Origin of the sequence: Streptomyces cinnamoneus (assembly GCF_014650495.1) — a bacterium.
GTDB lineage: Bacteria > Actinomycetota > Actinomycetes > Streptomycetales > Streptomycetaceae > Streptomyces > Streptomyces cinnamoneus.
Genome location: NZ_BMVB01000017.1, coordinates 88,289 through 103,064 on the forward strand (window position 1 = coordinate 88,289; position 14,776 = coordinate 103,064).

At 69.9% G+C, this 14,776-nt stretch carries 14 protein-coding genes; 9 read left to right on the forward strand and 5 right to left on the reverse strand.

All coding sequences use genetic code 11. The features are described from left to right. Positions 1-89 precede the first annotated feature (89 nt). A complete protein-coding gene (locus IE182_RS22480) occupies positions 90-2,252 on the reverse strand; it encodes an MMPL family transporter (protein ID WP_190111689.1) in 2,163 nt (720 codons plus the stop codon). A 295-nt stretch (positions 2,253-2,547) separates the two neighbouring features. On the opposite strand from IE182_RS22480, the gene IE182_RS22485 reads away from it, so the two are divergent. The 9 genes from IE182_RS22485 (at position 2,548) to IE182_RS22525 (ending at position 10,451) form a co-directional block, all read left to right on the forward strand. Then, positions 2,548-3,579: a polyprenyl synthetase family protein gene (locus tag IE182_RS22485; protein ID WP_190111690.1), complete on the forward strand. Its 1,032-nt coding sequence runs from the start codon at positions 2,548-2,550 to the stop codon at positions 3,577-3,579. Positions 3,580-3,699: 120 nt separating this feature from the next. After that, positions 3,700-4,635: an ACP S-malonyltransferase gene (locus IE182_RS22490; RefSeq protein WP_190111691.1), complete on the forward strand. Its 936-nt coding sequence runs from the start codon at positions 3,700-3,702 to the stop codon at positions 4,633-4,635. Between the two features lie 14 nt (positions 4,636-4,649). After that, positions 4,650-5,396: a thioesterase II family protein gene (locus IE182_RS22495; protein ID WP_190111692.1), complete on the forward strand. Its 747-nt coding sequence runs from the start codon at positions 4,650-4,652 to the stop codon at positions 5,394-5,396. 38 nt (positions 5,397-5,434) lie between these two features. Then, positions 5,435-6,157 (forward strand): IclR family transcriptional regulator, encoded by a 723-nt coding sequence (locus tag IE182_RS22500; RefSeq protein WP_229845024.1) that lies wholly within the window; start codon positions 5,435-5,437, stop codon positions 6,155-6,157. 149 nt (positions 6,158-6,306) lie between these two features. Next, positions 6,307-6,534: an acyl carrier protein gene (locus tag IE182_RS22505; RefSeq protein WP_229845025.1), complete on the forward strand. Its 228-nt coding sequence runs from the start codon at positions 6,307-6,309 to the stop codon at positions 6,532-6,534. A gap of 79 nt (positions 6,535-6,613) precedes the next feature. Continuing rightward, positions 6,614-7,360, forward strand: coding sequence for a 3-oxoacyl-[acyl-carrier-protein] reductase (fabG, locus tag IE182_RS22510; RefSeq protein ID WP_190111694.1), 747 nt, complete (start codon positions 6,614-6,616; stop codon positions 7,358-7,360). A gap of 35 nt (positions 7,361-7,395) precedes the next feature. Then, positions 7,396-8,064 carry a 2-hydroxychromene-2-carboxylate isomerase gene (locus tag IE182_RS22515; protein WP_190111695.1) on the forward strand — a complete coding sequence of 223 codons (669 nt, stop codon included), beginning with the start codon at positions 7,396-7,398 and terminating at the stop codon, positions 8,062-8,064. Positions 8,065-8,114: 50 nt separating this feature from the next. Further along, on the forward strand, positions 8,115-8,321 hold the full coding sequence (locus IE182_RS22520; RefSeq protein WP_190111696.1) for an MbtH family protein: 207 nt from the start codon (positions 8,115-8,117) through the stop codon (positions 8,319-8,321). Positions 8,322-8,543: 222 nt separating this feature from the next. After that, complete coding sequence (locus tag IE182_RS22525) at positions 8,544-10,451, forward strand: ABC1 kinase family protein (protein ID WP_229845027.1); 1,908 nt, start codon at positions 8,544-8,546, stop codon at positions 10,449-10,451. A gap of 9 nt (positions 10,452-10,460) precedes the next feature. On the opposite strand, the gene IE182_RS22530 is transcribed toward IE182_RS22525, so the two are convergent. Genes IE182_RS22530 through IE182_RS22550 form a run of 4 tightly spaced genes read right to left on the reverse strand, consistent with a single transcriptional unit; the run spans position 10,461 to position 14,741 of the window. Then, entirely contained in the window at positions 10,461-11,672 is a 1,212-nt protein-coding gene (locus tag IE182_RS22530; RefSeq protein ID WP_229845028.1) for a cytochrome P450 family protein, read from the reverse strand. 44 nt (positions 11,673-11,716) lie between these two features. Continuing rightward, the gene (locus IE182_RS32650; protein ID WP_308432149.1) at positions 11,717-12,643 is read right to left on the reverse strand and encodes a 3-hydroxyacyl-ACP dehydratase FabZ family protein; all 927 of its coding nucleotides are present in this window, start codon (positions 12,641-12,643) and stop codon (positions 11,717-11,719) included. Then, positions 12,643-13,734, reverse strand: coding sequence for a beta-ketoacyl synthase N-terminal-like domain-containing protein (locus tag IE182_RS22545; protein WP_190111698.1), 1,092 nt, complete (start codon positions 13,732-13,734; stop codon positions 12,643-12,645). Before IE182_RS22545 ends, IE182_RS32650 begins: the two co-directional genes overlap by 1 nt. Next, complete coding sequence (locus IE182_RS22550) at positions 13,731-14,741, reverse strand: hotdog family protein (RefSeq protein WP_190111699.1); 1,011 nt, start codon at positions 14,739-14,741, stop codon at positions 13,731-13,733. Before IE182_RS22550 ends, IE182_RS22545 begins: the two co-directional genes overlap by 4 nt. Positions 14,742-14,776 lie beyond the last annotated feature (35 nt).

Here is a 14,776-nt window from a genome sequence, read left to right on the forward strand (position 1 = left end):
CGCCTCGGTCAAAGAAAAAGCGGCCTTCACCACCCGGGTCGGGTGGTGAAGGCCGGTCCCTTTCGGTGTCCTGGTGGACGGCGTAGGGCCTACCGGGAGGCGGAACCCGCGGTCATCTCGGGCTCGTGGGACGTGACCGGTGCGGCCGTCGACGGCTGACCTGTCTCCGGACGCCTGGGCCACCACGCCTTGTCGCCGAGCAGCGTGGTGATGGTCGGCACCAGCAGCATGGCCATGATGAAGGCGGTCAGCAGGATGCCGAACGCGACGGCGAAGCCCATCTGCTGGAGCATGCTGTTGTTCGCCAGCATCAGGACGCCGAAGGTGCCGGCGAGGATGATCGCCGCCGCGCCGATGGTGGGCGTCGACTGGGAGACGGCCAGGCGTGCGGCCTCCTTCGGGGAGGTGCCGCGTGCGACCTCCTCACGCAGGCGCGCCACCATGAGGATGTTGTAGTCGGTCCCGATCGCCACCACGAAGAGGTAGACGATGATCGGCAGCATGAACAGCAGGCCGTTCTTGCCCTGGAGGTCCTGGAAGAGCCAGACCGTCGCACCGAGCGTGGCGGCGAAGCCCAGACCGACCGACAGCAGCAGGTAGAGCGGGGCCACGACGCTGCGCAGCAGCAGACCGAGGATGATCAGGATGGCGATGCCCGCCACCGGGAAGACCACCTTGTAGTCGTGGGTGACCGCGGTCTCGATGTCGGCCAGGACGGCCGTCGTGCCGCCCACGAGGGCCTCGGTGCCGTCCGGTGCCGACTGATGGGCCTTGTCGCGCAGCGTGTCGGCCACGAAGGAGATGGCCTTCTCCTCGGCGGGGCGGTACTTCAGCGCCACATTGAAGAGGGCGACGTTGCCCTCCGGGTTGGTCACGGCCTCGCTGACCTGTCCGACGCCGTCCGTCTTCGCCATGCTCGCGCGGAAGGCGGCCAGGGCCGGCGCATCGAGCTTGGCCCCGCCGTCGGACTTCAGGTACACGAGGGTCGGGTCGGTCTCGCCCGCGGCGAAGCCCTTCTCCAGGACCTTCGACGCCTTGACCGACTCCAGGTCCTTCGGCATCGAGCTGCCCATGTCGAACTCGGCCTTGAACCCGAAGACGCCCACGGCCAGCACGGCCAGGAGCCCGGTGGAGATCGCGGCCACGATGCCGGGGCGGCGGGAGACGAGGCCACCCACGCGGTGGGCCATGGCGTTCTTCGGCTGGCGCTGCCACGCCTTCGAGGGCCAGAAGGCCTTGGTGCCCAGGAGCGAGAAGACCGCGGGGACCAGGGTGAGTGCTGCCACGAGGGTCACGGCCACTGCGATGGCCAGGGAGGGGCCCATGGCCTGCATGCTGCCCATGGTGGAGAGCAGCAGGGCGAGGAAGGCGACGATGACGGCGCCGGCGGCGGAGGCGATGGTCTCGCCCACCCGGCCGACGGCCTCGATCAGGGCCTCCTTGGGCTGCTGACCGGTCCTCAGCTGCTCGCGGTAGCGGAAGAGCAGGAAGAGGATGTAGTCGGTGCCGACGCCGAAGAGGACGACGATGAGGATGGCCGAGGTGCCGGCGTCGGCCTTGAGGCCGCCGAGGTCACTGGCGAAGGCGATGACGGCGTTGGCCACCATGAAGACCAGCACGATGATCAGCACCGGAAGCAGGGCGATCAGCGGGCTCCGGAAGATGACGCCGAGGAGCACGATGATCAGCACCAGCGTGGCCAGCATGACCATGCCGTCGGTGTTGCCGGACGACTCGCGGGAGTCCAGGGCGGTCGCTGCGGTACCGGTGAAGCCCGCCTTCAGCGACGTACCCTCCAGGAGCGCCTTGGCGTCCTGCCGCATCGTCTTGATCCCGTCGACGATGACCTCGTCGTAGACGTCCTTGTCGCCGGCCACGACGCTGGCGATCGCGATGGTGCCGTCGGGGGAGACGGCGGAGGGGTCCGCGGTGACCTGCTTGATCTTCTCGTACTTCTTGTCCTGCAGGCCCTTGGCGACCTTGGCCACCGCGGCCTTGTCGCCGTCGGTCAGCTTCCCTTCGTCGGAACGCTGGAAGACGATGGTGGCGGCCGACTGCTCACGCTGAGGGAAGGAGCGTTCCTGCAACTTCCCGGCTTGCACCGACTCGTAGTGGGATGGCAGGAAGTCGGCTTGGTCGTCGGTCGACTTGAGCGAGGGCGCGAGCGCTGACAACGCTACTGCCGCGACGATCCAAGCCACGATGGTCAGCCACGGACGGGTCACCGAGAACCGTCCGATTCGTCCAAACATGAGGCTCCTTACAACGTGACTTGATGCACCGCCCGGACCGTATAAATCGGTTATCTCCACCGAAATCCAGAGCACTTCATCCTTGCATCGGCCACCCGGAAGGGTTGGCTCAGATTGCGGAAGGCGGCAGTTTCCTGACATCGGGCGCGGGAACGGTTGCGTCCGGGCCCGTCCTTGCTGTCCTCTTCCTGCCACCCTCACCCCGCCCCGCGCTCCGTGGCACACGGGCGGGGCTACCGTCGCCAGCGCGTGGAAGCGGCCGGACGTGCGGCCCCCGGAACCGCAGGAGGGACGCATGTCCGTCACCGCCGAAGAGGCCGCACGGGGCCAGACGATGATCACCCGGCTCGCCGTCGCCGAACCGGAACTCGTCGAGAGGCTCAGCGGGCGCCTCGAAGCGGTGGAGAAGCGGCTGTTCCAGTGCGTGAACGAAGCACAGGACCCGTTCGTCGCGCAGACCGTGGGCCACCTCATCGCCGCCGGGGGCAAGCGTATGCGCCCGCTGCTGGCCCTGGTGGCCGCCGAGTTCGGCCCGGCGCCGGGCCGTGACGGCGTGGAGGCCGCCGTCGTCTCCGAACTCATCCACGTCGCTTCCCTCTACCACGACGACGTGATGGACGACGCCCGGGTGCGGCACGGAGTGGCCAGCGCGAACGTCAAGTGGGGGAACGCCGTCGCCGTTCAGGCCGGCAACTGGCTCCTGAGCCGGGCGGCGCACCTGGTGGCGGGGCTGGGTCCCGAGGCGGTCCGGCTGCAGGCGTACGCCTCGGACCGGCTCGTGGAAGGGCAGATGCGCGAACTCCTGGGCCCTGCCGAGGGGGAGGACCGCCTCACCCACTACTTCCGCGTGATATCCGACAAGTCGGCCTCGCTGCTGTCGCTGGCCCTGCGGATCGGCGCCATGGAAGGCGGGGCGGCCCCGGAGACCATGGAGATCCTCGCGGAGTACGGCGAACACCTGGGCGTCGCCTTCCAGATGTCCGACGACCTCCTGGACATCTCCTCGTCCTCCGTGCACTTGGGCAAGGAGCAGGGCAAGGACCTCGCCGTGGGCGTCGCCAGCCTGCCCATCCTCCTGGCGCTGGACGACACGCGCCCACCGGCACGGGAGCTGCGCGAGCTGCTGGCCTCCGGTCCGCTGACCGACGCGGCCGAACGCAGCAGGGCGCTGGACCTCCTGAACGGATCACCCGTCATGGCCGAGGCCCGCTCGATGATGGACGAGCGCCTCGCCCGGGCGACGGCGCTGGTCGACCAGGTGCCGGACCGTCCCGCGGCCCAGGTCCTGCGGGCCTTCTGCACCTTCGTGGCCTCACGCACGGAATAGCGTCCCGGTGGCCCCGCCACCCTTGGCATCTTCCTGAAAGACCGATTGCAGTGCCCCGGGCGACGCCGTTGTATGGGCGCCGGAAACGGCGTTCCCCGACGCTGCGCGGAAGGTGGGGCAATGAATTCATGGCCGGTCGGTCTGGTATTTCCCGGGCAGGGAACCCAGCGCCAGGGAATGGGTGAGCCGTGGCGGGACACCCCGTCCTGGGACATCACGGAAGAGGTCTCCCTGGCCACGGGGGAGGACCTCGCCGAACTGCTGCTGCACACACCGAGCGAGGAATTGCGCCGCACCGACCTGGCCCAGCTCACCGTCTTCACGGTCGCGGTCATGGCCCACGCGGAGGCCGTACGGCGCGGGCTGCTGACGGGCCCGGTGGCCGCCTGCGCCGGCCACAGCCTCGGCGAGTACGCCGCGCTGACCGCGGCAGGTGCCCTTCCGCTCGCGGACGCGGCCACCTTGGTGGCCGCCCGCGGGCGGGCGATGCAGGCCGCGGCGCAGCAGCGCGAGGGCACCATGGGTGTGCTCGTCCGTGCCCCGCTGGCCGAGGTGGAGCAGCTGGTGGGGAGGGTGCGGGAGGCGGGCGCGCCGGTGTGGGTGGCCAACGTCAACGGGCCGGGACAGATCGTGGTCTCCGGCTCTCCCGAGGCCATCGAGCACATCTCCGAGGAGGCGTCCTCGATCGGCGCCAGGATGATCCGGCTGCAGGTCGGCGGAGCCTTCCACAGCCCGTACATGGAGCCCGCCGCGGAGGCGCTGCGCATCGCCCTGAAGAACACGTCGTTCGCCCCGCGGCACACGCCGGTCGTGGCCAACGTGGACGCCGAGCCGTACTCCGGTGACGGCGACTGGGCGGAGCTCGGCACCCGCCAGCTCACCTCGCCCGTGCAGTGGGAGCGCAGCGTGCACACCCTCACCGGGCCGCTCGGCTGCCGCCGGCTGGTCGAGTTCGGCCACGGCCGCACCCTGGCCGGGCTGATCCGCCGGATCGTCCCCGAGACCGAGGTGGTGTCGGTGGACAGCCCCGACGCCCTGGACCAGCTTCAGCCGTGAGGAGGCCGAAATCCATGGCCATAGGTACTGAAAGCGTCTGGCTGCGCCGTTACCGGACTCCGCAGCCGCCCCGGTTGCGCCTGCTCTGCCTTCCGCACGCCGGGGGCTCGGCCGGATTCTTCCACTCCTGGGGGCATGCCTTCGGCGGTGACGTGGAGGTGATGGCGGCCCGTTACCCCGGACGTCAGGAGCGCATCGCCGATCCGTTCATCACGGAGATGGAGCCGCTCGCCGACGTGATCGCCGAGGAGTTGCGGCCCTTCCTGGACACACCGCTGGTCCTGTTCGGGCACAGCATGGGGGCATCGCTCGCCTACGAGATCACCCTCAGGCTGTGGAACCGCCACGGTGTCGCTCCCGCCGCCCTGATGGTGTCCGGCCGCAAGCCGCCGCACCTGCTCACCCCGCGCCCGGACCTGCCGGACGAGGAGGTCCTGGCGGAGGTCAGGCGGCTCGGAGGCACCGATGCCCTGGTGCTGGACGATCCCGACCTGCGCGAACTGGTGCTGCCGGCGATCCGCACGGACTTCCGGATCGTGGCCCGGTACGCGGCCCGGCCCGGCGTGCCGCTGCCGTGCCCCGTGTACGCGTACGTCGGTGACGGTGACGACGACGTGGACGTGGAGTCCGTGCGCGGCTGGTCCGACCTCGCCCCCGGAGGGTTCGGCATGCGCGTGCTGCCCGGCGACCACTTCTACCTGGCCGAGCAGCGGGACGCCCTGATCGCCGACATCCGCGCACGACTGGCGTCGGCGCGGTGAGCGTGCCCGGTCCTGTGCTGCACGACAGCGGAGTCCGCGTGCTGGACAAAGCGTCCATGCTGCTGGGCGTGGTGGAGAACGGCCCCGCGAGCTCGGCGGAGCTGGTGAACCGCACGGGGCTGAGCCGGCCCACGGTGCACCGCATCGCCAAGGCCATGGAGCGGCTGGGTCTGCTGACCCGGGACCTGCAGGGACGGTTCGTGCTCGGCCCCCGCCTGGGCACCCTCATGGTGGAGGCGCACGGCGACCGGCTGCTGTGGATCGCGGCCCCGGCCTTGAGGGAGCTGGCCGGTCTCACCGGTTTCGACGTCCGCCTCTTCCGGCGCCGGGGATCCGTGCAGATCTGTGTGGCGGCGGAGCGGAGCCGCACGGCCGGTGGCCCGGACGTGCCCATCGGCGCGGCACAGCCGGCCAAGGCCGGGCCCGTGGCGCAGACGCTGTTCGCGTGGGAGGCGCCGGAGGAGATCTACGAAGGACTGCGGGGTGCGCGTTTCGGACCGGAACAGCTTGCGGAGGTACGACGCCGGGGCTGGATCTACGGGCCGGACACCGCGGGACCCGACACCCGTACGGTCGCCGTGCCGGTACGGGTCCGGGAAGGCCGTGTGGTGGCGGCACTCGCGCTCTCCGGGCCGGCCGCCCGGCTGACTGCCGGAGCGGGACGGATGCTGAGCGGGGCGGCCATCGACACCGCGATACGCATCGGCGATGCGCTGCATTGTTCCTATGCGAATGATCCGGGCGCTCGGGTCGCCGGATAACGCAAATCGGCTGTGGCAGCTTCATGTAAGGCCACTTGCTGCTGCGTTGGCGAGTGCCATAGAAAGTGATCGACAAGAGGTCGCAATTTCGGCTGAATGGCCGGGAACCGAAGGGGATGTATTCCGTGAGCGGTGTGTACGAAGAGCGTATGTCGAAGATCAGCGAAATCATCTGCGACATTCTTGAGATCGAGGAGGACGAGGTCACCGAGACCAGCCTCTTCAAGGAGGACCACGACGCCGACTCGCTGCGGGCCATCGAGATCCTGGCGGCCCTCGAGAAGGAGTTCGGCATCGTCATCGACCAGTCGGAACTGTCGCGGATGGTCCACCTCAAGGGCGTCTACGAGGTGGTCTCCGAGTCCGCGGGCTGGTAGTCGAACCCGCTGACGCCTGGCACCTGGTCCGGCACAGCAGCTCCGGCCCCGGCGGCCGGCTGACAGGCTTGGGAGAGCAATGACGAGCAAGAACACCCGGGTTGCCCTGGTCACGGGGGGTTCCCGTGGAATCGGCCGGGCCACGGTGCTGCGACTGGCGCAGGACGGCTTCGACGTCGCCTTCTGCTACCAGTCCAACGAGGAGGCCGCACGGCAGCTGGAGAAGGAGGCCGGCGGTTTCGGGGTGCGTGTCCTCGCCCGCAGGGTCGACGTCAGGGACATGGCGTCCGTGCAGTCCCTGGTCGCCGAGACCGAGGATGTGCTCGGCCCCGTCGACGCGGCCGTCACGGCGGCGGGCATCACCCGTGACAACGCGCTGCTCCTGATGAAGGACGAGGAGTGGAGCCAGGTACTCGACGTCAATCTCGACGGTGTGTACAACCTCTGCCGTTCGGTGGTCTTCTCGATGATGAAGCGGCGGACGGGGGCCATCGTCAACGTCTCCTCGGTCGCCGGGGTCTACGGGAACGCCGGCCAGACCAACTATTCGGCGTCGAAGGCCGGGATCATCGGCTTCTCGCGCGCCCTGGCCAAAGAAGTCGGCCGCTACGGAATCCGGGCCAACGTCGTCGCCCCGGGATTCATCGACACCGACATGACGTCGGTGCTCAGTGACTCCGTCAAGGAGAAGGCGCTGGAGACGATCCCCCTCAAGCGACTCGGACGCGCCGACGAGGTCGCCGACCTCATCGCCTACCTCGTGTCGGACCGCGCCGCCTACGTCACGGGTTCCGTCATGCAGATCGACGGCGGCATCACCGTCTAGCACCCGACCCCGGCCCCGAACGCCAGGAGGCTCCCTTGGCCGCCAAGCCACCGCGCTGGTACTTCTCCCTGCGCAGCCCCTACTCGTGGATCGCCTTTCGCGATCTCACGGAGAACCACCCGGACGTCGCCGACGCCATCGAATGGCGACCCTACTGGGAACCCGACGACATCGGGCAGAAGCTGCTCGCCGAGGAAGGCATTCAGCTTCCCTACGTCCCCATGTCCAAGGAGAAGCACTTCTACATCCTGCAGGACGTCCGACGACTGGCGGCCGAGCGTGGCCTCACGATCGCCTGGCCCGTCGACCGTGACCCCAACTGGGACGTCTCCCACCTCGCCTACCTCCTCGCCGAGGACGAGGGCCGTGGGCGCGACTTCATCCGTGCGGCCTACCACGCCCGGTGGGAGCGGGGCCTTGAGCTGTGGGACCGGGAGGTCATCGCCGGGATCGGCGACGAGCTCGGGCTGGACGGCCGGCGCCTGGCGAACGCCGCCGACGACCCCGAGGTCAGACAGCGCGGCCTCGTGGAGCTCCGCAAGGTCTACCGGGACGGCGTCTTCGGCGCCCCCTTCTTCATCCACCGGCACGACAAGTTCTGGGGATCCGACCGGCTGGCCGGGTTCGCGGCCGCCGTGCGCGCCGGCATGCAGGTCGACCTGGGGCCCGCGGGGGACCTGGGTCATGCCGGTGGCTGCGGCTGACCGGTCTCCTCGACGTTGTACCGCAACTCCTGCAAGGAAGGAATCCGACCATGAGCAACCCCTTCGAGGACGAGAACGGCACGTACTACGTCCTCGTCAACGACGAGGCCCAGCACTCCCTGTGGCCGGCGTTCGCCGAAATCCCGGCGGGCTGGACCACGGTGTTCGGCCAGGCCAGTCGTAAGGACTGCCTGGAGTACGTCGAGGAGAACTGGACCGACATGCGCCCGAAAAGCCTCGTGGAGGCCATGGGCTGACATGTCCCATTGACCGCGGGGCCCGGAGTCCTACCCCCGAGACACCGGGCCCCGCAGCTTTTTGGCAGCATGCTGCAGCACTCCTTGTACTGCTTCGCGCACTCCCCGTACCTTGCGCTGGGTCCCGTTTCCGCATAAGGGAACAACCATCGTGCGTGAGAGGCCCGGCACATGACGATAGCGGTCGTCGTCCTCGTAATGGCTTCGGTCACAGTGTTCCTGGTGGTATTCCCTGTGATCGCGCGGCGGTTGCTCGGAGTGCGGGTGGGAATCATCCGCACGCTCCTGACCGGCGCGGTGGCGGTCGCCGGAATGACGCTCTTCAGCTCGGTGATGCAGTCTCCGGACCAGGGCGGCCTGCTCGTGGGGGTGCAGATGGGTTGTGCCCTGCTGCTCGCCATGGGCTTTCTCGCGGGACTGGAGATGCTCGCTCCCGGCGGCGCGGGTTCGCCTGCCGGCTGGCTGCGGGCGGTGCGCGCCCGGACCGCCCGCGCGCGCCGGTACTCCCAGATCAGCGCCATCGCCGTGCGTCACGGCCTGCGCCCCTACCTCCTCGGGCGTCAGCGGCGCGGGGAGGACCTCCACGAGGGGGCGACGGGTACGGCCCGGCTCGCCAGGCCACTGCGGCTTGCACTGGAGGAGGCCGGCCCGACCTTCATCAAGCTGGGACAGGTGCTGTCGACCCGCCACGACCTGCTGCCGCCCGCATTCATCCGGGAATTGAGTCGACTGCAGAACCAGGTGCCGCCGGAGTCTCCGGGGCGCCTCGCCGACCAGCTGCGCACGCATTTCGGGAAACCGACGGAGGACGTCTTCGCGACGTTCGACCACGAGCCGCTGGCGGCGGCCTCGATCGCCCAGGTCCACCTTGCCGAACTCCACTCCGGCGAACAGGTGGTGGTGAAGGTCCAGCGGCCGGGGGTGCGAACCGCCGTCCACCGGGACCTGGACATCGTGTGCCGGATCGCGAGTGTGCTCGAAGCCCGTGCCCGGTGGGCCAGGGCCCTGGGCCTGGTCGACCTGGCCAACGGATTCGCCACTTCCGTACGCGAAGAGCTGGACTTCCGGGTCGAGGCGCGGAACATGGCCACGGTCAAGGCGGCATGGGAACGGCGCCGGGCCGACGACGACGTGGTCATCCCCCGGACGTACGAGGCACTGAGCGGCGAGTTGGTCCTCGTGCTCGAACGATTGCCCGGCTCACCCATCAGCGCCCTGCCCGGCCACGTCGCGAACCCGGGAGCACAGGGTACCGACGTCGCACGGGCATTGCTGGGCAGTCTCCTCAAGCAGGTGCTGGTCGACGGGACGTTCCACGCCGACCCGCACCCGGGCAACATCCTCCTGCTGGAGGACGGCCGGGTCGCACTCATCGACTTCGGCTCGGTGGGCCGGCTCGACGGTCAGATACGGGCCGCGCTGAGCCGATTCCTCATCGCGGTGCACCACTCCGACCCGGCGGCCCTGTGCGACGCCCTGCTGGACCTCGTGTCCAGGCCGGAGGAGATCGACGAGCAGGCCCTGGAACGGTCGCTCGGCCGCTTCATGGCCCGGCACCTCACGCCGGGCGCCGCCCCGGACGTCATGGTCTTCGTCGATCTCTTCCGCCTGATATCCCTGCACGGGCTGGGCATCCCGCCCGAGGTCGCCGCGGTGTTCCGGGCGCTGGCCACCCTGGAAGGCACCCTCACCAGCCTCTCGCCCGGCTTCGACATCATGACGGAGTCACAGAAGTGGGCCGAGGAGCAGGGTGCCTCGCAGGTCGGCTACTCCTCGGCCGGCAGCTCGCTGGAGAGCGAGCTGCTCTCCGCGGTGTCCACGCTGCGCCGGCTGCCCCGCCGGGTGGACCGTGTCACCAGCGCCCTCGAAGAGGGCCGGCTGGGCGTGAACATACGGATGTTCGCAGACAGCCGGGACCGTCGGTACATCCGCGGCCTCGTGCACGAAATCCTGCTCACCGGCCTGGCGGCGACCGCCGGGCTGATGGCGGTCATCCTGCTGCACACCACGGGCGGCCCGATGGTGACCCCGTCGATCAGCCTCTTCCGGGCCATCGGCTACCACATGCTGGTCTTCAGCGGTGTGCTGAGCCTGCGGATGCTCTTCGTCATCTTCCGGACCCAGCGCTGAACCGGTGCTTCACCACACCACGGGCAGGGACTCCAGGGGGCGCACCACCATGCTCTGCACATACCGGAGCCGGGACGGATCGACGGCCAGCTTGACGTCGGGGAAGCGCAGGAAGAGCCGGCGCGCGGCCACCTCGGTCATCAGCTTGGCCAGGTGCGCACCCGAGCAGAAGTGGATGCCGTGCCCGAAGCTGAGGTGGGCGGGTTTCGGCCGGTCGAGCTTGAGCGCGTGCGGGCATTCGGTGAACTGTGCGGGATCGCGGTTGGTGGAGATCGCCGAGATGATCACGGTCTCGCCTGCCGGGATGGTCACGCCGCCGATCTCGACCGGTTCGACAGTGGCCCGCTGCAGCGTGTTCGTGATGGGGCCGACGAAGCGCACCATCTCGTCCATCCGGGCGCCCCAGCGTCCCGGCTCCGCCAGCAGCTCGGCCCGCTCCTCGGGGTGGGTGAGGAGGGCGGCCAGCGTGCCGCCGATGAGGCTGGCGGTCGTGTCGTTGCCGCCGGTCATCAGAGCGAAGGCGGTCGACAGGATCTCGACACTGGTCAACCGGCGGTCGGGCTCGGCGTGGATCAGTGCCGAGATCAGGTCGTCGCCGGGCTCCCGCTCCTTGTCCTCGATGAGCGCCGCCATGTAGGCCGAGAGTTCCTTCACGGTCCGCTCCGCCGCGGGGTCGGTCGGATCGGTCTCCCGCAGGGCGAGCGACCAGCGCAGGAAGTCGGGCCAGGCCGAGCCCGGCACGCCCATGAGCGTGGCGATGACGATCACCGGCAGGGGGTCGGCGTAACCGGAGATCAGGTCCGGCCGGGGCTGCCCCGCCAGTTTGTCGAGCAGTTCGTCGGCCACCTCCTCGATGCGCGGCCGCAGGGCGTCCGCCCGGCGCGGGGTGAACGCCGCGCTGATCGCCCTGCGCAGCGGGGTGTGGCGCGGCGGTTCGAGGTTCGCCAGGTGGTTGGCGTGCTCGGGCGGCGGCGTCAACGCCACCCCGGTCTGCCGGGAGACCAGGTCGTAGTGCACGTGGATGTCGCGGCTCAGCCGGGGGTCGGCGAGGGCGGCCTTGGCGTCCTCGTAGCGGGTCACCACCCAGGCGTGCCCCCCGCCGGGTATGGACAGCTTGGTGACCGGACCCTCCGCCCGGACGCGGTCCAGCACCGGGTAGGGGTTCTGGGTGAAGTCGTCCGTGAGCATCCAGTACTTGGACAGTTTCGGCTGATCCGTCATCTCTTCCCTCTCACCAAAAGAACTCGGGGCGCCCCGGCGCCCGCTCAGGAGGAGCGCAGATGACCGGCCGGGCGGAAGGCCATCACCATGCGCTCCACGGACATCACGGGGTCCGCACCCCGGCGGCTCTCGCCCTCGAAGATCACCGAGTCGCCGAGCGACCGGGAGACCGTGACGTGGTGCTCCAGCACGTCACCCGGCCGGACCGGCCGGTGGAAGACGGCGTGGGACACCGAGCCGAAGAGCATCACCTGGTCGCGGGTCTGTGGAGCGGCCGCCGAGGCCAGCAGGCCCGCCGACTGGCCCCACGACTCCACCAGCAAGGACGCCGGGTAGGACGGGTCCCGGCCCGGTGCGAGGGACGCGTACCAGGGTTCGTTGTGGGTGACGGTCTTGACCGTACTGATCCGCACGCCCGGCTCCAGCGCCGTCACCCGGTCGACCAGGAGCATCGGATACCGGTGCGGCAGCAGGTCCATCACCTCGGGCAGACCCGGCTGCCCGGTCGTGTGCCGGGGTGCGTCCGCGCCGGGCGCGATGCCGTGGGTGCCGGCCGGGGCGCTGCCGCGGACCCGGTACCGCAGACGCATCGACGCGGCGTCACCGCGAGCGGTGACGGCGGTGACCGACACCTGCCAGGAACCGTCCTTGTTCCGCCACTTGAGGTCGAAGGAGAGCACGTCACCGGGGAAGGCCGGTCCGGTGAACCGGGCGGACTCCACGGCCGCCAGCTCGACGGGCTCCGGCGCGGTGGCCAGGGCGCTGCGGTGGGCGCACTCCACGACACAGACCCCGGGGAAGATCGGGAAGTCGGGGTAGTGGCCGGCGAACACGGGCTCGTCGGGGGAGACGGGTACCCGGGTCGCCGAGTGCCCGTCCTGCAGGCCGGACACCACGTGGATGCCGGCGGCCACCGGGCTGACGCCCGTGGCACCCGTCGCCTCCGTCTCCAGCACGTCCATGTCGCTCATCACGCCCCCAGCCGCAGGACCGCGCAGGACAGCGAACCGTCCCGGTCGACGGAGGTGGCCACGACGGGCTGCCCGGCGGCCTCGGGGTTCCCCTCGGCGGCCGCCAGGACCATGGCGATCTGGAAGGCCCCCGACGCGGCGGAGACGTCGCCCAGCGTGTCCACGGAGGGCACCCGCCCCAGCGCCCGGTCGCCGACGACCGACGCGAGGACCTCGCGTTCGGTCGTCCCCGCCTGCCCCGGGGCCGCACTGACACTGGCTGCCCAGACGTCCTCGGCCGCGACGTCCGCCGCGGCGAGCGCGGAGCGCACGCATGCCTCCAGCGTGGCCGCCAGGTCCGCTCCCGTCGCCACGCGGGACTTGACCGAGAGGATCTCGGCGAGCGCGGGCCGCTCGGGGCTGCAGGCGTCGGCGGGCTGGATCAGGAGCATCGCGCACCCCTCACCGAGCGCCGGGCCGCCATCGGTGTCCCTGCTGTGGTGCTCCAGCCAGTAGCGCGCCGAGGAGAACTCCTCCGCGGCGCCGCACAGCACGGACTCGGCCCGCCCCGAGGCCAGCAGCCGCGTCGCGTAGCTCATGGCGGCCAGGCTGGCCGTACGGCCGCCCGCGATGGTGGTGTTGGGACCGCGGATGCCGTACCAGATCGCGCACTGGCCGGCGGCGCAGTTCATCACGGCGTTGGGCATCTGCGCCGGATCGACGTCGAACGGCCGGTCTCCCACGAGGGAGCTGCGGGTGAAGTCCATCATGCTGGCGACGCTGCCCGTGGTGGTGCCGAGGACCAGGGCGGCGCGATCGCCGGTCTCGCGGTCCCGGTCGGCCGAGGGCTGCTCCAGCAGCCCGCCGACCGTGGTCACCGCCAGTCCGGTGACCCGGTCCATGGAACGGGTCCCCTTCTTGCCGAGCACCTGACGCACCTCGAAGTCCGGTACGAGGTGGGCGTCCCCCGCCGGAACCTGCCAGCGCACGGTGTCCAGTGGTGCCGAGGTCGTCCGGCCCGAGCGCACGCCGTCGGAGAAGGAGCCGGCCCCGATTCCGTAGGGGGACACCGCCGACCACGCCGAGATCACCGGTCGTGCCATGGTGCTCATGCGGTCACCTTCTTCGGGGTGCTCAGCGCCTCGATCGTCGCCTCGTCGAGCGTGGCCATGGACCACTCGTTGGGAGCGTGCTCCGTCAGGTAGCCGTGCGTGATGGTGCCGGTGGCCGTCTTGACGAGCTCGCCGTCGCGGATGACGTAGCAGTCCATGCGCGCGGTGTAGAGCAGGCTCTTGAAGACGTTCTCGATGGTGTAGACGGTGTAGAGCTCCTCCTCCATCAGCGTCTCGTCGAGGAGGCGGATCTGCGACTGGGTCACCACGGGGATCCAGTTGCGGGTGTCCAGCACCTCCTTGATCGCCAGCCCGCGCTCGGCGAGGAAGAGGTCCTCGGCCTCCTCCATGATCCGCAGGAAGCCCGACATCTGCACACGGTCGTTGAAGTGGCAGTAGAAGTAGGGCATCCGCCAGCGCCAGCCGAAGGCGTTGTCCTCGCCGATGAGCCGGTCGAGCACCGGGTCGGCACCGGTGGTCCCGCGGCCCTCGGACAGGCTGCCGTACGGGCGCGGGGTGACGCCGAGCTCCAGCCGTTCGCCCTCGCCCAGTCGCGGAACGGCGAACTGCTCCAGGCCGGCCGGGTACGGCTCGGAGGCGGCGATGTGGCCATCCCTCCGCAGGGCGACCCGCACGGTGGAGTCGGCACACTTGACGCGCTGCCCGTCACGCTGGACGAACTGCGCGACCTTGAAGGTGAATTCGTTCGCCCCGGCCTTCGTGGCGGGGGTGACCTCGGCCTCCACCTCGTCGTCGACGTCCAGCAGGGCAGCGAGCCGGGAGCGCAGCTCGACCACCTCGAAGCCCAGCCCGAGGCGCTTGTACAGCGCGCCGACGGGCCAGCCCGCCACCCGGAAGTGGTTCAGCACGGCCGCTTCCGACACGTAGTTGATGTGCTTGAAGCCGATCGCGTAACTGATGTTGTTGCCCTCGAACACCGGGCGCACCCGGTACGTGCTCGGGGACTCCAGCAGCGCCGCCACGGCGGGGTCTGGCATCGGGCTCATCGCTGTCTCCTTGGTATGCATGCGGTTCTCCGCGG

What these genes read in the sequence shown, in the direction of transcription:
- IE182_RS22480 (WP_190111689.1), bottom strand. Translation starts at nt 2,252, where the DNA reads ATGTTTGGACGAATCGGACGGTTCTCGGTGACCCGTCCGTGGCTGACC.
- IE182_RS22485 (WP_190111690.1), top strand. Translation starts at nt 2,548, where the DNA reads ATGTCCGTCACCGCCGAAGAGGCCGCACGGGGCCAGACGATGATCACC.
- IE182_RS22490 (WP_190111691.1), top strand. Translation starts at nt 3,700, where the DNA reads ATGAATTCATGGCCGGTCGGTCTGGTATTTCCCGGGCAGGGAACCCAG.
- IE182_RS22495 (WP_190111692.1), top strand. Translation starts at nt 4,650, where the DNA reads ATGGCCATAGGTACTGAAAGCGTCTGGCTGCGCCGTTACCGGACTCCG.
- IE182_RS22505 (WP_229845025.1), top strand. Translation starts at nt 6,307, where the DNA reads ATGTCGAAGATCAGCGAAATCATCTGCGACATTCTTGAGATCGAGGAG.
- fabG (WP_190111694.1), top strand. Translation starts at nt 6,614, where the DNA reads ATGACGAGCAAGAACACCCGGGTTGCCCTGGTCACGGGGGGTTCCCGT.
- IE182_RS22520 (WP_190111696.1), top strand. Translation starts at nt 8,115, where the DNA reads ATGAGCAACCCCTTCGAGGACGAGAACGGCACGTACTACGTCCTCGTC.
- IE182_RS22530 (WP_229845028.1), bottom strand. Translation starts at nt 11,672, where the DNA reads ATGACGGATCAGCCGAAACTGTCCAAGTACTGGATGCTCACGGACGAC.
- IE182_RS32650 (WP_308432149.1), bottom strand. Translation starts at nt 12,643, where the DNA reads ATGAGCGACATGGACGTGCTGGAGACGGAGGCGACGGGTGCCACGGGC.
- IE182_RS22545 (WP_190111698.1), bottom strand. Translation starts at nt 13,734, where the DNA reads ATGAGCACCATGGCACGACCGGTGATCTCGGCGTGGTCGGCGGTGTCC.
- IE182_RS22550 (WP_190111699.1), bottom strand. Translation starts at nt 14,741, where the DNA reads ATGAGCCCGATGCCAGACCCCGCCGTGGCGGCGCTGCTGGAGTCCCCG.